The 14904-nt window shown below is 70.3% G+C and carries 16 protein-coding genes; 6 read left to right on the top strand and 10 right to left on the bottom strand.

The window, feature by feature from the left end; genetic code table 11:
• Nucleotides 1–187 precede the first annotated feature (187 nt).
• On the bottom strand, nucleotides 188–601 hold the full coding sequence (gene rbp / locus QTI20_RS23635) for an RNA-binding regulator (RefSeq protein ID WP_286553865.1): 414 nt from the start codon (nucleotides 599–601) through the stop codon (nucleotides 188–190).
• A 296-nt stretch (nucleotides 602–897) separates the two neighbouring features.
• Between rbp and QTI20_RS23630 the strand changes: the two genes are divergently transcribed.
• The 5 genes from QTI20_RS23630 to QTI20_RS23610 all read left to right on the top strand — a co-directional run bounded on the left by QTI20_RS23630 (nucleotide 898) and on the right by QTI20_RS23610 (nucleotide 7158).
• On the top strand, nucleotides 898–2157 hold the full coding sequence (locus QTI20_RS23630; RefSeq protein ID WP_286553866.1) for a DEAD/DEAH box helicase: 1260 nt from the start codon (nucleotides 898–900) through the stop codon (nucleotides 2155–2157).
• Nucleotides 2158–2425: 268 nt separating this feature from the next.
• The gene (locus tag QTI20_RS23625; RefSeq protein WP_286553868.1) at nucleotides 2426–3436 is read left to right on the top strand and encodes a TRAP transporter substrate-binding protein; all 1011 of its coding nucleotides are present in this window, start codon (nucleotides 2426–2428) and stop codon (nucleotides 3434–3436) included.
• A 4-nt stretch (nucleotides 3437–3440) separates the two neighbouring features.
• On the top strand, nucleotides 3441–5342 hold the full coding sequence (locus QTI20_RS23620) for a TRAP transporter large permease (protein WP_503011432.1): 1902 nt from the start codon (nucleotides 3441–3443) through the stop codon (nucleotides 5340–5342).
• The gene (locus tag QTI20_RS23615) at nucleotides 5339–6409 is read left to right on the top strand and encodes a LacI family DNA-binding transcriptional regulator (protein ID WP_286574284.1); all 1071 of its coding nucleotides are present in this window, start codon (nucleotides 5339–5341) and stop codon (nucleotides 6407–6409) included. Before QTI20_RS23620 ends, QTI20_RS23615 begins: the two co-directional genes overlap by 4 nt.
• Nucleotides 6406–7158: an SDR family NAD(P)-dependent oxidoreductase gene (locus QTI20_RS23610; RefSeq protein ID WP_286553872.1), complete on the top strand. Its 753-nt coding sequence runs from the start codon at nucleotides 6406–6408 to the stop codon at nucleotides 7156–7158. Before QTI20_RS23615 ends, QTI20_RS23610 begins: the two co-directional genes overlap by 4 nt.
• A 7-nt stretch (nucleotides 7159–7165) precedes the next feature.
• On the opposite strand, the gene QTI20_RS23605 is transcribed toward QTI20_RS23610, so the two are convergent.
• From QTI20_RS23605 to QTI20_RS23595, 3 genes are read right to left on the bottom strand one after another with little or no spacing between them, the layout of a single operon-like run.
• The gene (locus tag QTI20_RS23605; protein WP_286553874.1) at nucleotides 7166–7993 is read right to left on the bottom strand and encodes an ABC transporter permease; all 828 of its coding nucleotides are present in this window, start codon (nucleotides 7991–7993) and stop codon (nucleotides 7166–7168) included.
• 2 nt (nucleotides 7994–7995) lie between these two features.
• A complete protein-coding gene (locus QTI20_RS23600) occupies nucleotides 7996–8970 on the bottom strand; it encodes an ATP-binding cassette domain-containing protein (protein ID WP_286553875.1) in 975 nt (324 codons plus the stop codon).
• On the bottom strand, nucleotides 8963–9307 hold the full coding sequence (locus QTI20_RS23595; protein WP_219210988.1) for an antibiotic biosynthesis monooxygenase family protein: 345 nt from the start codon (nucleotides 9305–9307) through the stop codon (nucleotides 8963–8965). Before QTI20_RS23595 ends, QTI20_RS23600 begins: the two co-directional genes overlap by 8 nt.
• A 156-nt stretch (nucleotides 9308–9463) precedes the next feature.
• Between QTI20_RS23595 and QTI20_RS23590 the strand changes: the two genes are divergently transcribed.
• Nucleotides 9464–10729: a D-amino acid dehydrogenase gene (locus QTI20_RS23590; RefSeq protein ID WP_286553879.1), complete on the top strand. Its 1266-nt coding sequence runs from the start codon at nucleotides 9464–9466 to the stop codon at nucleotides 10727–10729.
• On the opposite strand, the gene QTI20_RS23585 is transcribed toward QTI20_RS23590, so the two are convergent.
• From QTI20_RS23585 to QTI20_RS23560, 6 genes are read right to left on the bottom strand one after another with little or no spacing between them, the layout of a single operon-like run.
• Nucleotides 10720–10947 (bottom strand): DUF3820 family protein, encoded by a 228-nt coding sequence (locus QTI20_RS23585; protein ID WP_183028045.1) that lies wholly within the window; start codon nucleotides 10945–10947, stop codon nucleotides 10720–10722. The genes QTI20_RS23590 and QTI20_RS23585 overlap by 10 nt on opposite strands.
• Nucleotides 10944–11336, bottom strand: a complete 393-nt coding sequence (locus tag QTI20_RS23580) for a type II toxin-antitoxin system VapC family toxin (protein ID WP_286553881.1) — start codon at nucleotides 11334–11336, stop codon at nucleotides 10944–10946. Before QTI20_RS23580 ends, QTI20_RS23585 begins: the two co-directional genes overlap by 4 nt.
• Nucleotides 11333–11539 carry a type II toxin-antitoxin system VapB family antitoxin gene (locus QTI20_RS23575; RefSeq protein WP_286553883.1) on the bottom strand — a complete coding sequence of 69 codons (207 nt, stop codon included), beginning with the start codon at nucleotides 11537–11539 and terminating at the stop codon, nucleotides 11333–11335. The genes QTI20_RS23580 and QTI20_RS23575 overlap by 4 nt, the downstream gene beginning before the upstream one ends.
• A 39-nt stretch (nucleotides 11540–11578) precedes the next feature.
• Nucleotides 11579–11944 carry a translation initiation factor Sui1 gene (locus QTI20_RS23570; protein ID WP_286553885.1) on the bottom strand — a complete coding sequence of 122 codons (366 nt, stop codon included), beginning with the start codon at nucleotides 11942–11944 and terminating at the stop codon, nucleotides 11579–11581.
• A gap of 29 nt (nucleotides 11945–11973) precedes the next feature.
• Nucleotides 11974–14184, bottom strand: a complete 2211-nt coding sequence (locus QTI20_RS23565; RefSeq protein ID WP_286553886.1) for an ATP-binding protein — start codon at nucleotides 14182–14184, stop codon at nucleotides 11974–11976.
• Nucleotides 14181–14744 carry a biliverdin-producing heme oxygenase gene (locus QTI20_RS23560; RefSeq protein ID WP_286553888.1) on the bottom strand — a complete coding sequence of 188 codons (564 nt, stop codon included), beginning with the start codon at nucleotides 14742–14744 and terminating at the stop codon, nucleotides 14181–14183. The genes QTI20_RS23565 and QTI20_RS23560 overlap by 4 nt, the downstream gene beginning before the upstream one ends.
• Between the last annotated feature and the right edge of the window lie 160 nt (nucleotides 14745–14904).

Raw genomic sequence — 14904 nt, 5'->3', positions numbered from 1 at the left:
TGATTGGAAGGCATGAGGGTCGTCCGCGGCGCCTGACCATGGGCTGACGAAAGCGCTAAGCAGTAACGCGTAGCGCGCGCTTCGGGTCTGCCCGGAGTCAGGTTGCAAAGCCGTCGATGGCCGGGGTACAGACGCAAAAAAGGCTCCCGAAGGAGCCTTTTCATTTCACGGATGTGAGAGCGAGGGCTTAGTAGCCGCCGCGGCCACCGCCGCCGCCGCCGTAACCACCACCGCCGCCGCCACCGCTGCGGCCGCCGCCACCGCCGTAGCCGCCGCCGCCGCCACCACCGTAGCCGCCGCCACCGCCGCCGCCGCTACGGCCACCGCCGAAGCCGCCGCCGGCCGGACGGGGTTCCATCGGGCGAGCTTCGTTGACGGTCAGAGCGCGACCGTCGAGGGTGTGGCCGTTCAGGCCTTCGATGGCTGCCAGCGCTTCAGCGTCGGAACCCATTTCGACGAAACCGAAACCCTTGGAGCGGCCCGTTTCGCGTTCCATCATGACCTTGGCGCTGGTGACAGCACCGAACTCGCCGAAGGCTTGTTCCAGATCGTTGTCGCGGATGGAGTAGGACAGATTGCCTACGTACAGTTTTTTGCCCATGGAGGGACTCCTAATTCAAACCAAAATAACAAAGCGATGGAGTCCCAGAATCACAACTGACTGAATGAGCGCTGTGGCGCGAAACTGACCGATCACCGGTTCACGCTGCAGACGGAGACCGCCTGAAACGCTAGGGCATTGTCGTTCACTCCTGGCGTTTTGGGTGAAAAGCTTTGCCCACCCCCGCGTAAACCCCGAAAAAAAAGCAAGTGGCCCCTGCGAAGGGGTGGGCTGGCTATGCTTGCCGCCTCGCTCCTCGCCTGACTTCCGGGCCCTGTTCAAGACACCATCTCCGCATGCCATTCACCGCCCTGGGCCTTCTTTCTCCTCTTGCGCTGGCTGCCAGCGCCCAGGGCTATGCCGAGCCGACGCCGGTGCAGAGCGCGGCCATTCCCGCGGTGCTGGCCGGCCGCGATCTGCTGGCCTCGGCCCAGACCGGATCGGGCAAGACAGCCGCCTATGCGCTGCCTTTGCTCCAAAAACTGTTGGATGCACGCAACGGTTCGGCGCGCGATCTGCCGGCGCTGGTGCTGGTGCCCACGCGCGAACTTGCCGCCCAGGTGGGCGACACCCTGCGGGAATTCGCCCGGGCGCTGCCCCGGCCGCTGCGCATCGCGGTGGCTTTCGGCGGCGTGTCGATCAACCCGCAGCTGATGGCGCTGCGCGGCGGCGCCGACGTGATGGTCGCCACGCCCGGCCGGTTGCTGGACCTGGTCGAGCACAACGCGCTGCGCCTCGGCGCGCTGTCGACCCTGGTGCTGGACGAGGCCGACCGGCTGCTGGACCTGGGCTTCGCCGAGGAACTGCAGCGCATCCTGGGCCTGCTGCCCGCGCGCCGCCAGACCCTGCTGTTCTCGGCCACCTTCCCGCCGGCCATCGAGGCGCTGGCCGCCACGGTGCTGCGCGACCCCTTGCGCATCGACGTGCCCTCCGAGCCCGCCACCGCGCCCGACATCGCCCAGCGTGCCATCGAGGTCGACGCCCCGCGCCGCACCCAGCTGCTGGCCAGGCTGGTGCGCGACGAGCGCTGGGCGCGGGTGCTGGTGTTCGTCGCGACCAAGCATGCGGCCGAGATCGTGGCCGACAAGCTGCGCAAGGCCGGCCTCGAGGCCGAGCCCTTCCACGGCGTGTTGAGCCAGGGCAAGCGCAGCCAGGTGCTGGCCGACTTCAAGGCTTCGCGGGTGCAGGTGGTGGTGGCGACCGACCTGGCCGCGCGCGGCATCGACGTGGTGCAGCTGCCCGCGGTGGTCAACTACGACCTGCCGCGCTCCGCGGTCGACCATGTGCACCGCATCGGCCGCACCGGGCGCGCGGGCGAGCGTGGCGTGGCGGTGAGCTTCATTACCGAGAACGACGAGGCGCATTTCCGCCTGATCGAGAAGCGCCAGGGCGCGCAGGTGCCGCGCGAGCAGGTGGCGGGCTTCGAGCCCGCGCCGCGCCAGGCGTTGAACGCGCAGGCCGAAGCCGGCACGGGCGGCATCAAGGGCAAGCGCCCGAGCAAGAAGGACAAGCTGCGCGCGGCGGCCGTGGCCGCAGCCGCCAAGACCGGCGGCTGAAAGGTCGCCTTGTGTGAGGTCAGCGCGCCGCCGCGAGCGCGCTGAGCCTTTCGGCCTGACGGGGCCCGCTCCGGCGCGGGCTTGCCCCGGATTCCCATCGAGCGCCGCTTGCGGTCCGTCCCTGCCTGGCGACGCTTGGCGCAGACCTCATGGTTTCCACCAGTAAAACGTTACACCGATTGGTCCTACGATCCAAAAACGGCTTGTGTAACGATTTACCGACTTCTTGTGGGGTCGGCATTGCCCGCCGTCACCAGGAGACAACAACATGAACCAGCCTTCCCGACGCCTCGTCCTGAGCCGTGCCTGCGCCGCCGCCGCGGCGCTCGCCGTGCCTGCCTTCGCGCGCGCCCAGTCGACGGTCCAGCTGCGGATGAGTTCCTCGCTCACGGCCGACAGCAATTCCTCGCACTTCCTCTGGTACCAGCGCTTCGCCCAGAACCTCAAGGCGGCCACCGGCGACAAGCTGGCGCTGACCTATTTCCCCAACAACCAGCTGGGCAAGGAGTCCGACGTCGTCCAGCAGGTGCGCCTGGGCGCCATCGACATGATGGTTTCCGGCACCTCGATCTGGGCCACCGCGGTGCCCGAGATCGGCGTGCTCGACATGGGCTACCTGTTCCAGAACGCCGATCACGTGGGCAAGTCGCTCGACGGGCCGGCCGGCGCCGCGCTGTCGAAGCTGCTGCTGGACCGCGCCTCGGTGAACGTGCTGGGCTATGCCTACAGCCTGGGCGCGCGCAACGTCTACACCAAGGCGCCGATGAAGTCGGCGACCGAGCTGCGCGGCGTCAAGGTCCGGGTGCTGCCGGTGCCCAACTTCGTCGCCACCCTCAAGTACATGGGCGCGGTGGCCACGCCGATCCCCTTCGGCGAGATCTACACCGCGCTGCAGACCGGCGTGGTCGACGGCCTCGAGCAGGACGCGCCGACCGTGCTCTCGGGCAAGTTCTACGAGGTCGCGAAGCACTGCATGCTGACCGAGCACATCTTCAATCCCGTGATGCCGGTGATCAGCAAGCGGGCCTTCGAGCGCATCCCGGCCGCGCTGCAGAAGCCTTTCCTCGAGGCCGCGCGCGATGCCACGCAGTTCCAGCGCGGCCAGGCCGCCAGCACCGAGGCCAAGGCCTTCGAACAGCTGAAGGCGCTGGGCGTCACGGTGAGCACCGTGGACCGCGCCGCGTTGACGCGCGACGTGTCGAAGCTGTGGACGGAGTTCGCCACGCAATACCCCGCGACGCGGCCGATCGTCGATGCCATCGGCAGCGCCAGGGGCTGAAGCCATGGCGCTGGCCACTTCCAACCCTTCCACCGCTTTCTCCGCGACGGCGCCCTCGGCGATGTCCGGGCGCGAGCGCATCGAGCGCGCCTCCGCCCGCCTGCGCGTGGCGATCGAGGCCGTGGCGGCGCTGGTGCTCGCCATCGACGTGCTCGTGGTGTTCTGCTCGGTCGTGTGGCGCTACTTCCTGCACGACCCCTTCGACTGGGCCGAGGAGGTGGCCAGCGGCCTGTTGCTGCTGCTGGTGTTCCTCGGCGCCTCCATCGGGCTGGCCCGGGGCCAGCACATGGGCATCGACAGCATCCGCGGCCTGCTGCCGGCGCGCGGCAGGGATTTCGCCGTGCAGTGCTGCAACTGGGTGGTGCTGCTGGTGGCCGGGGTGATGAGCGTCTCCGGCCTGCAGCTGATGGCGTCCAGCCGCGGCCAGATCACGCCGCTGGGCCTGCCGCAGGTGATCCTGGTCGCGCCGGTCGTGATCGGCGGGCTGCTGTTCCTGGTGTTCGCGCTGCGCAACCTGCTGCTGGCGCCGAAGGGCGCGGTGCGCGGGCCGGGCATCGCGGTGGCGGCGATCGTGCTGGCGGTGATCGGCCTGCAGCTGTTCGCGCCCGCGGCCATGCCGGGCGCCGGCGTGTGGATGCTGCTGTCCTTCGTGCTGTGCCTGGTCGGCGGCGTGCCGATCGCCTTCGCACTGGCCTTCAGCTCGGCCACCTACTTCACGCTCAACCCCAGCCTGCCGATGGTGGTGTATTCGCAGCAGGTGGCGGCCGGCGCGGAGCACTTCGTGCTGCTGGCCATTCCCTTCTTCGTGCTGGCCGGCCTGGTGATGGAGGTCAACGGCATGTCGTCGCGGCTGATCGAACTGCTGGTGCGCGCCGTGGGCCGCCTGCGCGGCGGCATCAACCTGATCATGATCGTCGCGGTGGCCTTCTTCTCCGGCATCTCCGGCTCGAAGCTGGCCGACGTGGCGGCGGTGGGCGGCATCATGATGCCCGCCGTTCGGCGCTGCAAGCAGGACGAGAACGAGGCCGCCGGCCTGCTGGCCGCCACCGCGGTGATGGCCGAGACCATCCCGCCGTGCATCAACCTGATCATCTTCGGCTTCGTGGCCAACGTGTCGATCGGCGGGCTGTTCATCGCCGGGCTGGTGCCGGCGGCCTTCCTCGCCGCGGCCCTGGCCGTGCTGGCCGTGATCGTCGGCACCCGGGCCGACCCGGCGCAGGCCTTTCCCCACCGCCGCCGCCTGCTGACGCTCATCGGCGGCGCGATGGTCGGGCTGCTGATGATCCTGATGATCGGCAAGGGCGTGACCTCGGGCATCGCCACCTCGACGGAAGTGTCGGCCTTCGCCGTGGTGTACGCGCTGCTGGTCGGCGGCCTGGCCTTCCGCGAGCTCAGCTGGCGCAGCGTCTACAAGCTGTTCGTGGACTCGGCCGCGCTGGCCGGTTCGATCCTCTTCATCGTCGCGGCGGCCTCCAGCGTGTCCTATGCGCTGACCATCGAGCAGATCCCGCAGGACCTGGCGGCGGCGATGGTTGCGGCCGGCCACACCTACGGCGTCTGGCTCTTCATGCTGATCTCGATCGCGCTGCTGATCGTCTTCGGCTCGGTGCTCGAAGGCGCGCCGGCGCTGATCATCTTCGGTCCGCTGCTCACGCCGGTCGCCACGCAGCTGGGCATCCACCCGCTGCACTACGGCATCGTGCTGGTGATCGCGATGGGCTTCGGCCTGTTCGCGCCGCCGCTCGGGCTGGGCCTGTTCGCCACCTGCGCGGTGACCGGCACGCGCATGGTCGACGTCGCGCGGCCGATGGCAAAGTACCTGGCCGTGCTGCTCGTGGCGCTGCTCGTCATCGCCTTCGTGCCCTCCCTCACCCTCTGGCTGCCCGCCCGTTTCGGATTCTCTTGAAAAACACCACCGTCACCATCGAGGACGTCGCCCGTCAGGCGGGCGTGTCCATCAGCACCGTGTCGAACGTGCTCAACGGCCGCGAGGCCCGCATGACGCCCGAGACGCTGGCGCGCGTCCGCCAGGTCATCGAGACGCTGGGCTTCCGGCCCAACCAGTCGGCGCGCCGGCTGAAGACCGGCCACATGCCGATGATCGGGCTGCTCGTGCCCTCGATCGCCAACCCCTTCTTCGGCGCCCTGGCGCGCTGGGTGGAGGACGCCGCGCTGGCGCGCGGCTACGGCGTGCTGCTGTGCAATACCCAGCGCAGCGCCACCCGCGAACGCGAGTACGCGCAGGCCTTCATGGCGCAGGGGATCCAGGGCGTGATCCTCGGCTCCTCGCTGCAGGCCCAGGAACACCTGGGGCCGATGATCCGCAACGGGCTGGCCGCGGTCTGCTTCGACCGCACGGCCCAGCATGCCGAGCTGCCGATCGACTACGTCAGCCTGGACAACCGCAGCGCCGGCGCGATGGCGGCCGAGCACCTGATGTCGCTGGGCCACCGCGCGATCGCCTATGTCTCGGCGCCGCTGCACTCGGTCAACCGCATCGCGCGGCTCGAAGGTGCGCGCGAGGCCTGCCAGCGCGCGGGCGTGCGTTTCGAGGTGCAGACCCAGGAGGTGGCGCCCGGCCAGTCCGAGATGGAGATGGCCGAGATCGGCCGGACCGCCGCGCTGGCGTTGCACGAGAAGGGAACGCTCGCCACCGGCATCGTGGCGATGAACGACATGCTGGCCATCGGCCTGCTCGCGGGCCTGCGGCAATCGGGGCGGCGGGTGCCCGAGGACGTGTCGGTGATCGGCATCGACGACATGTTCCTCGGCCAGTACCTGAGCCCCGGGCTCAGCACCGTGCGCCAACCCATGCACGAGATGGCGGTCGCCGCGGTCGAGCGTGTGCTGGAGCGCATGAAGGACACCGACCAGGCGCCGCACGAACTGATCTTCGTGCCCGAGCTGGTCGTTCGCGAATCCACCGCCGCCGTCGGCGTGCGCCACCAACCCACCAGGAACCAACAGGCATGACTCCACAGCAAGCAACCCTCACCACCCTCGTCACCGGCGGCGCGTCGGGCATCGGCGCCGCCATCGTGCGCGCCTGCGCCGCGCGCGGCGACAACGTGGTCTTCACCTACTGGTCCAGCGAGGAAGAGGCCAAGGCCCTGGCGGCGGAGTTCGGCGACCGGGTGCTGGCCCTGCGCTCGGACGTGACCGACGAGCAGCAGGTCGATGCCGCCTTCGAGGCCGCCATCGGGCGCTTCGGCCGCGTCGACGTGCTGGTCGCCAATGCCGGCGGCCTGCTGCAGCGCGTGAAGTGCGCCGACACCACCCTCGCGTTCTGGCGCCAGGCCATGGATCTGAACCTCACCAGCGCCTTCCTCTGCTGCCGCGCCGCGCTGCGGCACATGACGCCCCGGCGCACCGGCAACATCGTGATCATGGCCTCGCTGGCCGGCCACGACGGCGGCGGCCCGGCCGCCACGCACTACGGGGCCGCGAAGGGCGCGCTGCTGGCCTATGCGCGCGGGCTGGCCAAGGAGGTCGGCCCCGATGGCATCCGCGTCAACGCGATCGCCCCCGGCCTGATCGCCACGCGCTTCCACGACGTGTTCAACACGCCGCAGGGCCGCGCCGCCGGCGTCGAGCGCACGCCGCTGCGCCGCGAAGGCCAGCCGGAGGACGTGGCCAAGGCCGCGCTGTTCCTGAGCTCGGACGATTCGTCCTTCATCACCGGCGAGGTGATGGAGATCAACGGCGGCATGGCGCTGTTCTGAACAGGCCCTAAGCCTTGAAGCGCTTGCGCGTGAGCGCGAGCGCCAGCCAGAACGCCGCCACCCCGTAGACCACCAGCACCAGGCCGTGCCGCAGCGCATCGGCCGGCCACTGGTCCATGAACAGCGGCCGCACCAGCGCCACCGCGTTGGTCAGCGGCAGCCAGGCCGCGATCGCGCGCACGAAGCCGGGCAGCTGCTCCAGCGGGAAGAACACGCCCGAGAGGAACATCATCGGCGTCATGAACAGCGTGAAGTAGTAGGTGAAGAAGTCGTAGCCCTTGGCCAGCGCGTTGAAGATCAGCGCGATCGACGAGAAGGTGATGCCCGCGCCCGCGAGCACGCACCAGGCCAGCAGCAGCTTCGGGCTGTGGCTGATGCCCAGGCCCAGCATCACCAGCAGGATCGCGGTGGTGGTGAAGATGGCCTTGAAGGCGGCCCACAGCATCTCGGCCAGCACCACGTCGTCGAGCCCGACCGGCGCGTTCATGATGCCGTCCCAGGTCTTCTGCACGTGCATGCGCGAGAAGGCCGAGTACAGCGCCTCGAAGGAGGCCGCGTTCATCGCGCTCATGCAGATCGAGCCGCTCGCGAGGAACAGGATGTAGGGCACCCTGGTGCCGTCGACCTCGACCTGCCCGACCAGCGCGCCCATGCCGTAGCCGAAGGCCACCAGCCAGATCAGCGGCTCGGCGATGTTGCCGATCAGGCTGGGGATCGCGAGCTTGCGCCACACCAGCAGGTTGCGCAGGAACACCGGCCACCAGCGCATGGACAGCGCGGGCGGGCGCCAGATGGAGGGGCGGGCTGCGTTCAGGGGGAGGGGGGTGGCGGACATGGCTATCCATCCTCGCGGATCTGGCGGCCGGTGAGCTTGAGGAACAGGTCCTCGAGGTTGGCCGGCCGGTGGAAGGTGCGCAGCCCGCCGTGCTGGGTCAGCGCGTTCAGCAGCGCACGCGCGTCCTGCGTGTAGAAGAACACCGTCTCGCCGCTGACCTCGATGCGCGCGGCCAGCGCCTGGAGTTCGGGTGCCTTGGCCAGCGTGAGCGCGCCGTTGCCGTAGACCTCGACCACGTCGGGCTCGAGGTGCTCGGCGATCAGGTCGCGCGGCCGGCCCTCGGCGATCTTGCGGCCGTGGTCGAGCACCAGCAGGCGCGAGCACAGCCGCTCGGCCTCGTCCATGAAATGGGTGGTCAGCAGGATCGACTTGCCCTGCTGCAGCAGCACCTGCAGCCGCTCCCACATCAGGTGGCGCGCCTGCGGGTCGAGGCCGGTGGTGGGCTCGTCGAGCAGCAGCAGCCGGGGGTCGTTGACCAGCGCGCGCGCCAGCGACAGCCGCCGGCGCATGCCGCCCGAGAGTTCGCCGGGCTTGGCCGCGGCCTTGTGCGAGAGCGCGGCGAATTCCAGCAGCTGCGGGATGCGCGGTGCGATCTGCGCGCGCCGAAAGCCGAAGTAGCGGCCATAGACCAGCAGGTTCTCGGCGCAGCTGAAGTCGGGGTCGAGGGTGTCGAACTGCGTCACCACGCCGAGCCGGGCCTTGATCGCTAGCGCGTCGCGCGGCATCTGCAGCGGGCCGTTCTCGCCCTGGTAGGTGATCTGGCCGCCGTCGGGCGCGGTCAGGCCCAGGCACATGCGCAGCGTGGTGGTCTTGCCCGCGCCGTTGGGGCCGATCACGCCCAGGCATTCGCCGGCCGCGATGTCGAAGGACAGGTCGTCGACCACGGTGGTCTCGCCGTAGCGCTTGCGCAGCCGCTCGGCCTGGAAGAGGGGCGGCGCGCCCGGGTGGGCCGCGTGCGGCAGCGTCGCCTCAGCCATGCACGCTGCGGCTGTCGGCCGGTGCCTCGTCGCGTTCGTCCATGCCGTAGTCGCGCACCACGCTGGCGATGCGCAGCCGGTAGTTGCCGAACACATGGCTGCGGCCCGCGGCCTGCGCGCGCCGGTGGGCGTCGAGCGCCCGCCAGGCGGCCAGCGAGGCCTCGTCGCGCCAGAAGCTCAGGCTCAGCATCTTGCCGGGTTCGTAGAGGCTCTCGAAGCGGTCGATGGACAGGAAGCCGTCCATCTTCAGCAGGTCCTCGCGCAGGGCCGCGGCCATCTGCAGGTAGGTGTCGCGCTGGCCTTCTGCGGGCCAGACTTCGAAGATCACAGCCATCATCGTGAAGCGTCTCCATGAAGGTCGGCCGATGGGGTCTGCGGCCGGCCTGGGTCCTGATGATCGCATCTTCGCTGCGCATTCGTCAGGGTCCCGCGCCGGGCCGGGCTCTTACACTGGCGCGTCCATCCGGGCGCATGGCAACTGGGAGTTCAGGGAATGAAGGTTCTTGTTCTGGGCAGCGGCGTGATCGGCGTGAGTTCGGCCTACCAGCTGGCGCTGGCCGGCCACGAGGTCACGGTGGTGGACCGGCAGCCGGCCGCGGGCATGGAGACCAGCTACGGCAATGCCGGCGAGGTCTCGCCCGGCTATTCCTCGCCCTGGGCCGGGCCGGGCGTGCCGCTCAAGGCCGTGAAATGGCTGCTGATGCACCACCGCCCGCTGGTGATCCGGCCGCAGCTCGACCTGGCGCTGGTGCGCTGGGGCTTCGCGATGCTGCGCAACTGCACCGCCGCGCGCTACGCGCTCAACAAGGGCCGCATGGTGCGCCTGGCCGAGTACAGCCGCGACTGCCTGCGCGAGCTGCGCGCGCAGACCGGCATCGAGTACGACCAGCGCATGCAGGGCACGCTGCAGCTGTTCCGCACCCAGGCCCAGCTCGACGGCACCGCGGCCGACATCGCGGTGCTGCGGCGCGACGGCGTGCCCTTCGAACTGCTCGACCGCGAGGGCTGCATCCGCCACGAACCCGCGCTGGCCGCGGTGCGCGAGAAGTTCGTCGGCGGCCTGCTGCTGCCGGGCGACGAGACCGGCGACTGCTTCCAGTTCACGCAGCGGCTGGCGGCGCTGGCGGCCGGGCTCGGCGTGCAGTTCCGCTACGGCACGCAGATCCGCCGGATCGAAGCGTCGGGTGGCGCCATCACCGGCGTGCAGACCGCCGCCGGCACGCTCGCCGCCGACGCCTACCTGGTCGCGCTGGGCAGCCATTCGCCGCTGCTGCTGAAAGACCTGGGCCTGCGCATCCCGGTCTACCCGGTCAAGGGCTATTCGATCACCGTGCCGATCACCGACGCGGCCGGCGCGCCCGAGTCGACCGTGATGGACGAGACGCACAAGGTGGCGGTGACGCGCCTGGGCGAGCGCATCCGCGTGGGCGGCACGGCCGAGCTGGCGGGCTACACGCTGAAGCTGCACGAGGCGCGCCGCCAGACGCTGGAACACGTGGTGACCGACCTGTTCCCGCAGGGCGGCGACGTGTCGCGCGCCGAGTTCTGGTGCGGGCTGCGCCCCATGACGCCCGACGGCACGCCCATCGTCGGCGCCACGCGCTGGCCCAACCTGTTCCTGGCCACCGGCCACGGCACGCTGGGCTGGACCATGGCGGTCGGCACCGGCCGGGCGCTGGCCGACGTGATCTCGGGCCGCACGCCCGACATCGACCTCGATGGCCTGACGGTGGCGCGCTACGCCGACGCCTACCGCTGAGCGCGCGGCCGGGTGCGCAGCGGATCGAGCAGCGGCTTGAGCCCGTTGTGGTCGATCTCGTGCATCAGCTGCAGCAGCCGGCCGATCTCGCCCTTGGGAAAGCCTTCGCGCGCGAACCAGGTGAGGTAGTTGCCGGGCAGGTCGGCGATCAGCAAGCCCTTGTGCTTGCCGAAGGGCATCTCCAGGGTCACGAGGCGTTGCAGGTCTTCGGGGTTCATCGGGCCACGGGTCCCGGGGTGGCGTGCGCCACGTCGAAGCGCGCCGCCAGTTCGTGCAATCGCCGGTCCAGCGTCCAGAGGCTGCTGCCGGGCGTGACCAGCGTCGACGCCAGAAGGCTCAGGTCGACCAGGCCGCAGCCGAGGCCGTAGAGCTTCTCTCGTTCGACGAAGTCCATGACCTCCGACGGCGTGGCCTGCGAAGCGGCCCGCAGCAGGCCGATGTCGCGCAGCGTGCGCTGGCGCGGCGCCGGCGGCGTGCCGCAGGCCAGTTCCAGCACGACCATCGGATGGGTCAGCACCCGGTCCTGCGACAACAGCGAAGCAAGCGCGTCGTTGCCGTGCCGGAAGTGGTCCACCCAGACGGAGGTGTCGACCAGCACCACGCTCATCGCGCGGCCGGCGCTTCGCGGCGGCGCGGGATGTCCGGCATCGAAGGGGCCTTGCCGCCCAATGCGCTCAGTCGCTTGGCCGCCTGGACGCGGACGAAGGTCTGCACGGCTTCGCGGAAGAGGTCGGCCTTGTCCATGCCGGGGTCGGCCAGCTCCAGCGCCTGCTGGTAGAGCGTGTCGTCGAGGGTGACGGTGGTGCGCATGTGTGCCTCGATTGATGCGAAATTGCATCAATATTAGCATCAACCGCCCGCGCGCTTGACCGTCATGCCCTTCTTCTGCAGCGCGGCGATCACGGTCTCGCGGTGGTCGCCCTGGATCTCGATCACGCCGTCCTTGACCGTGCCGCCCGAGCCGCAGTTGGCCTTGAGCTGCTTGCCCAGCGCGGCCAGGCCTTCGGCGTCGAGCGGCACGCCGCGTATCAGCGTCACGCCCTTGCCCTTGCGGCCCTTGGTCTCGTGCGAGACGCGCACGATGCCGTCGCCGGCCGGCACGGCCTTGCGCAGGGTCTTGCAGACGCAGGCCGTCATCGGCTTGGCGCAATCGGGGCACACGCGGCCCGTGTCGGTGGAATAGACCAGGCGGCTGCCTGGGATGCTGCTGTTCATCGTCGAGAGGCGGAAGAAGAAGGGAGGGCTCAGGCCGGGGCCAGCGGAAAACGCACGCTGAACACGACGAAGGGCTCGGCATGAGCGTAGCCGATGTGGCCGCCGTGGGCGCGCACGACCGCCTGCGCGATGTAGAGCCCCAGCCCCAGGCCGTTGCGGTTGCGCGGGTTGGGCTGTTCGCGCCGCTTGAAGGCATTGAACAGCTGCGACGCCAACTCCGGCGCGATCGGTGGGCTCACGTTGCTCACGTCGAGCGTGGCCTGGCCCGCCTGGTGGCTCAGCTGCACGATGATCGATTCGCCTGGCGCGCCATGCTGGCGGGCATTGCTGATCAGGTTGCTGAAGACCTGCGCCATGCGGTCGCCGTCGACCTGCGCGAGCAGCCGGGGCGGCGCTTCCCGGATCAGCTGCACGCCCGGGTGGGCGGTGCGCATCTCGTCGAGCAGATCGTCGAGCAGGCCGGTGAGGTCGACCTCGGTGCGGTGGATGTCCAGGCCGCCGCCGGTCTGCAGGCGCGACATGTCGAGCACCTGCGAGATCATGCGCGCCATGCGCGTGCTCGAGGCCTGGATGCGCTGGCCCATGCGCCCGCCGGTGCTGGTCACGCTGCGGCCCTCGGCCTCGGCTTCCTTGCCCAGCAGGCGGGCGGCCATGGCGATCGAATGCAGTGGGTCGCGCAGGTCGTGGCCCAGCATGGCCATCAGCTCGGAGCGCCCGCGCGCCACCTCGGCCACGTGCGCCGAGCGTGCGCGCAGCAGTTCGTCGAGCAGGCGGCGGCCGAAGGCGGTGTCGTCGGCGTCCCAGGGCACCGAGGTGTCGCGCACCGTTTCGCGCCAGACGTCGAAGGAACCGCGCGGCGTCAGGCGCGGGCCGAGCGGGCCGATCCGGTAGGTCTTCTCGGGGTGGCCGCCCCACTGGATGGTCTCGAGCTGCTCCTTGCGCAGCAGCACCAGCCAGCCGTGGGCGTCGGGATCGAAGGACAGCGCCAGCATGCCGCACCAGACGCCGGCCGCGTCGGCCAGCGCGGGCGCGAGCTGCCGCAGCGACGGGGTCGCCAGCATCTGGCCGACCGGCGCCTGCGCCGCGTCCAGCCACTGGATCAGCTGCACGGCGACGTCGTGCGGCACCTCGCCCTCGATGTGCAGCTTCGAGGCTTCGGCGATCACCACCGCGTGCGCCTGGAAGGCGGCGGCCAGGTCCGGCCCCATCGCGGCCAGGGCCGTGGCGGTGTCGTCGGAATGCAGCGCGGCCTCGATCAGGCGCGTGCGCAGGTCGGCGGCCTCGGCGCTGCGGCGCGCGTGGTCGCGCGCCATCAGGCTCTGCACGTTGGCCGCCAGGATCTGTGCGAGCACGTCGCAGGCCATGCGCACCGAGTAGGGCACCTGCAGCGGCGCCATGTGGTGGCAGGCCAGCATGCCCCAGAGCTGGCCGTTGACCACGATCGAGATGCTCATCGAGGCGCCCACGCCCATGTTCTGCAGGTACTCGATGTGGATCGGCGACACGCTGCGCAGCACGCAGTGGCTCATGTCCAGCGCGTCCGTCACGCCGGGCGCCGGCTGCACCGGCACCGGCGCCGCATGCACGTCGGCGATCAGCCGCAGCGTGTTGACCACGTAGAGCCGCCGCGCCTGGGCCGGGATGTCGCTGGCCGGGTAGCGCCGCCCGAGGAAGGGTTCGAGCGTCTCGATGCGGTCCTCGGCCACCACGTCGCCGCTGTCGTCGTGGCGGAAGCGGTAGCCCATCACGCGGTCGAAGCCGGTGAGCTGCCGCACCGCGCGCACGGCGAACGCCATCAGGCCGGCGACAGAGTTCTGGCGCTTGATGCGCTCCATGGCCCGGTGCGCCTTGAGCGCGAAGTCGGCCATCACATCAGCGGTGGCGGGGCGCAGTTCGAATTCGGCGATCACCACGCCGGCCGCGCCGTGCACCACGAGGTCGAACACCTGGCCGTTGACGCGCACCTCGGAACTGGTCGGCAGGCCGTCGTCGGGCAGGGCCAGCAGCTCGTCCAGGGCCGCGTGCACGTCGGCATCGGCCGCGAAGTGATGCGGCGACAGGATCTCGCCGGCCGCCGGCGCCGTCGGCCCGAGCAGCGCGGCGGCATTGGCGCTGACGTAGACCGCGGCCCTGGCGGCGGAGAAGGCGAACAGCGCGCCGTGCGACTGGATCAGGCCCGGGATGTGGATCGGCTCGCGCGCGCAGTTGTCCAGGTTGATGGGCAGGTCCGCCGTGCTCATGCCGTGGTCTCCGTGCGCCGGTGGCATTGCAGCAGCAGCTCGAAGGCATGCACCGCCCCGTCGCAGGCGCCGCGCACCGCATCCGGTGCGAAGGACTGGGCCCGCAGCTCGGCGATGAAGGCCTTCCAGCGCGCGCCGGTCTGCTCGCCCGCGCCCTGCAGGTAGTTCAGCGGATGGGGCGCCAGGCGCTCGGCCAGCTGGCGGTAGAGCACCCGGCCGCCCAGGCGCGAACCCTCGAGCACGTAGGCGATGCCCCAGAGGAAGGCGGCGTCGCGCTGCAGGCGCCCGGGGGCCGCGTCGGTCGCGTGCGGCGAGGGCTCGGCGGGCAGCAGCGCGTCGCACAGGCGCAGGTCGTCCGCGAGCTGCAGCCGGTGCGCGTCAAGGGGCGGCGGCGCGGGCTCGAAGGCGGCAAGCCGGTGCATCCAGGCATCGAGCAGCCGCAGGTGCGCGCGGTAGTCCGCCAGGCTGGGTGAGGGGCGCGCCAGCGGCAGGCATCGATCGACTTCGGAATGAAGGGGGCCGGTGGCCGCTCGCAGGGCGTCGAGGATGTCGGTGGGCACTGGGGGGCTGGCCTGGGAGGAATGTTCGGAGGGTCCTGACATCGCTGCGCGGCAGTACTTTCGGGGCCATGATAGGCTTGATGCGGTGCACGTCACCGTTCTAATTTTCGAGGACGATACCGCGCCCGGCCATGTCAAAAGACACATCCGCGCGGCGGCC

This window comes from Variovorax sp. J2P1-31 (assembly GCF_030317215.1).
GTDB lineage: Bacteria > Pseudomonadota > Gammaproteobacteria > Burkholderiales > Burkholderiaceae_C > Variovorax.
The sequence above is the reverse complement of the archived record's forward strand: the minus strand, read 5'-3'. Positions and strand labels throughout refer to the sequence as shown.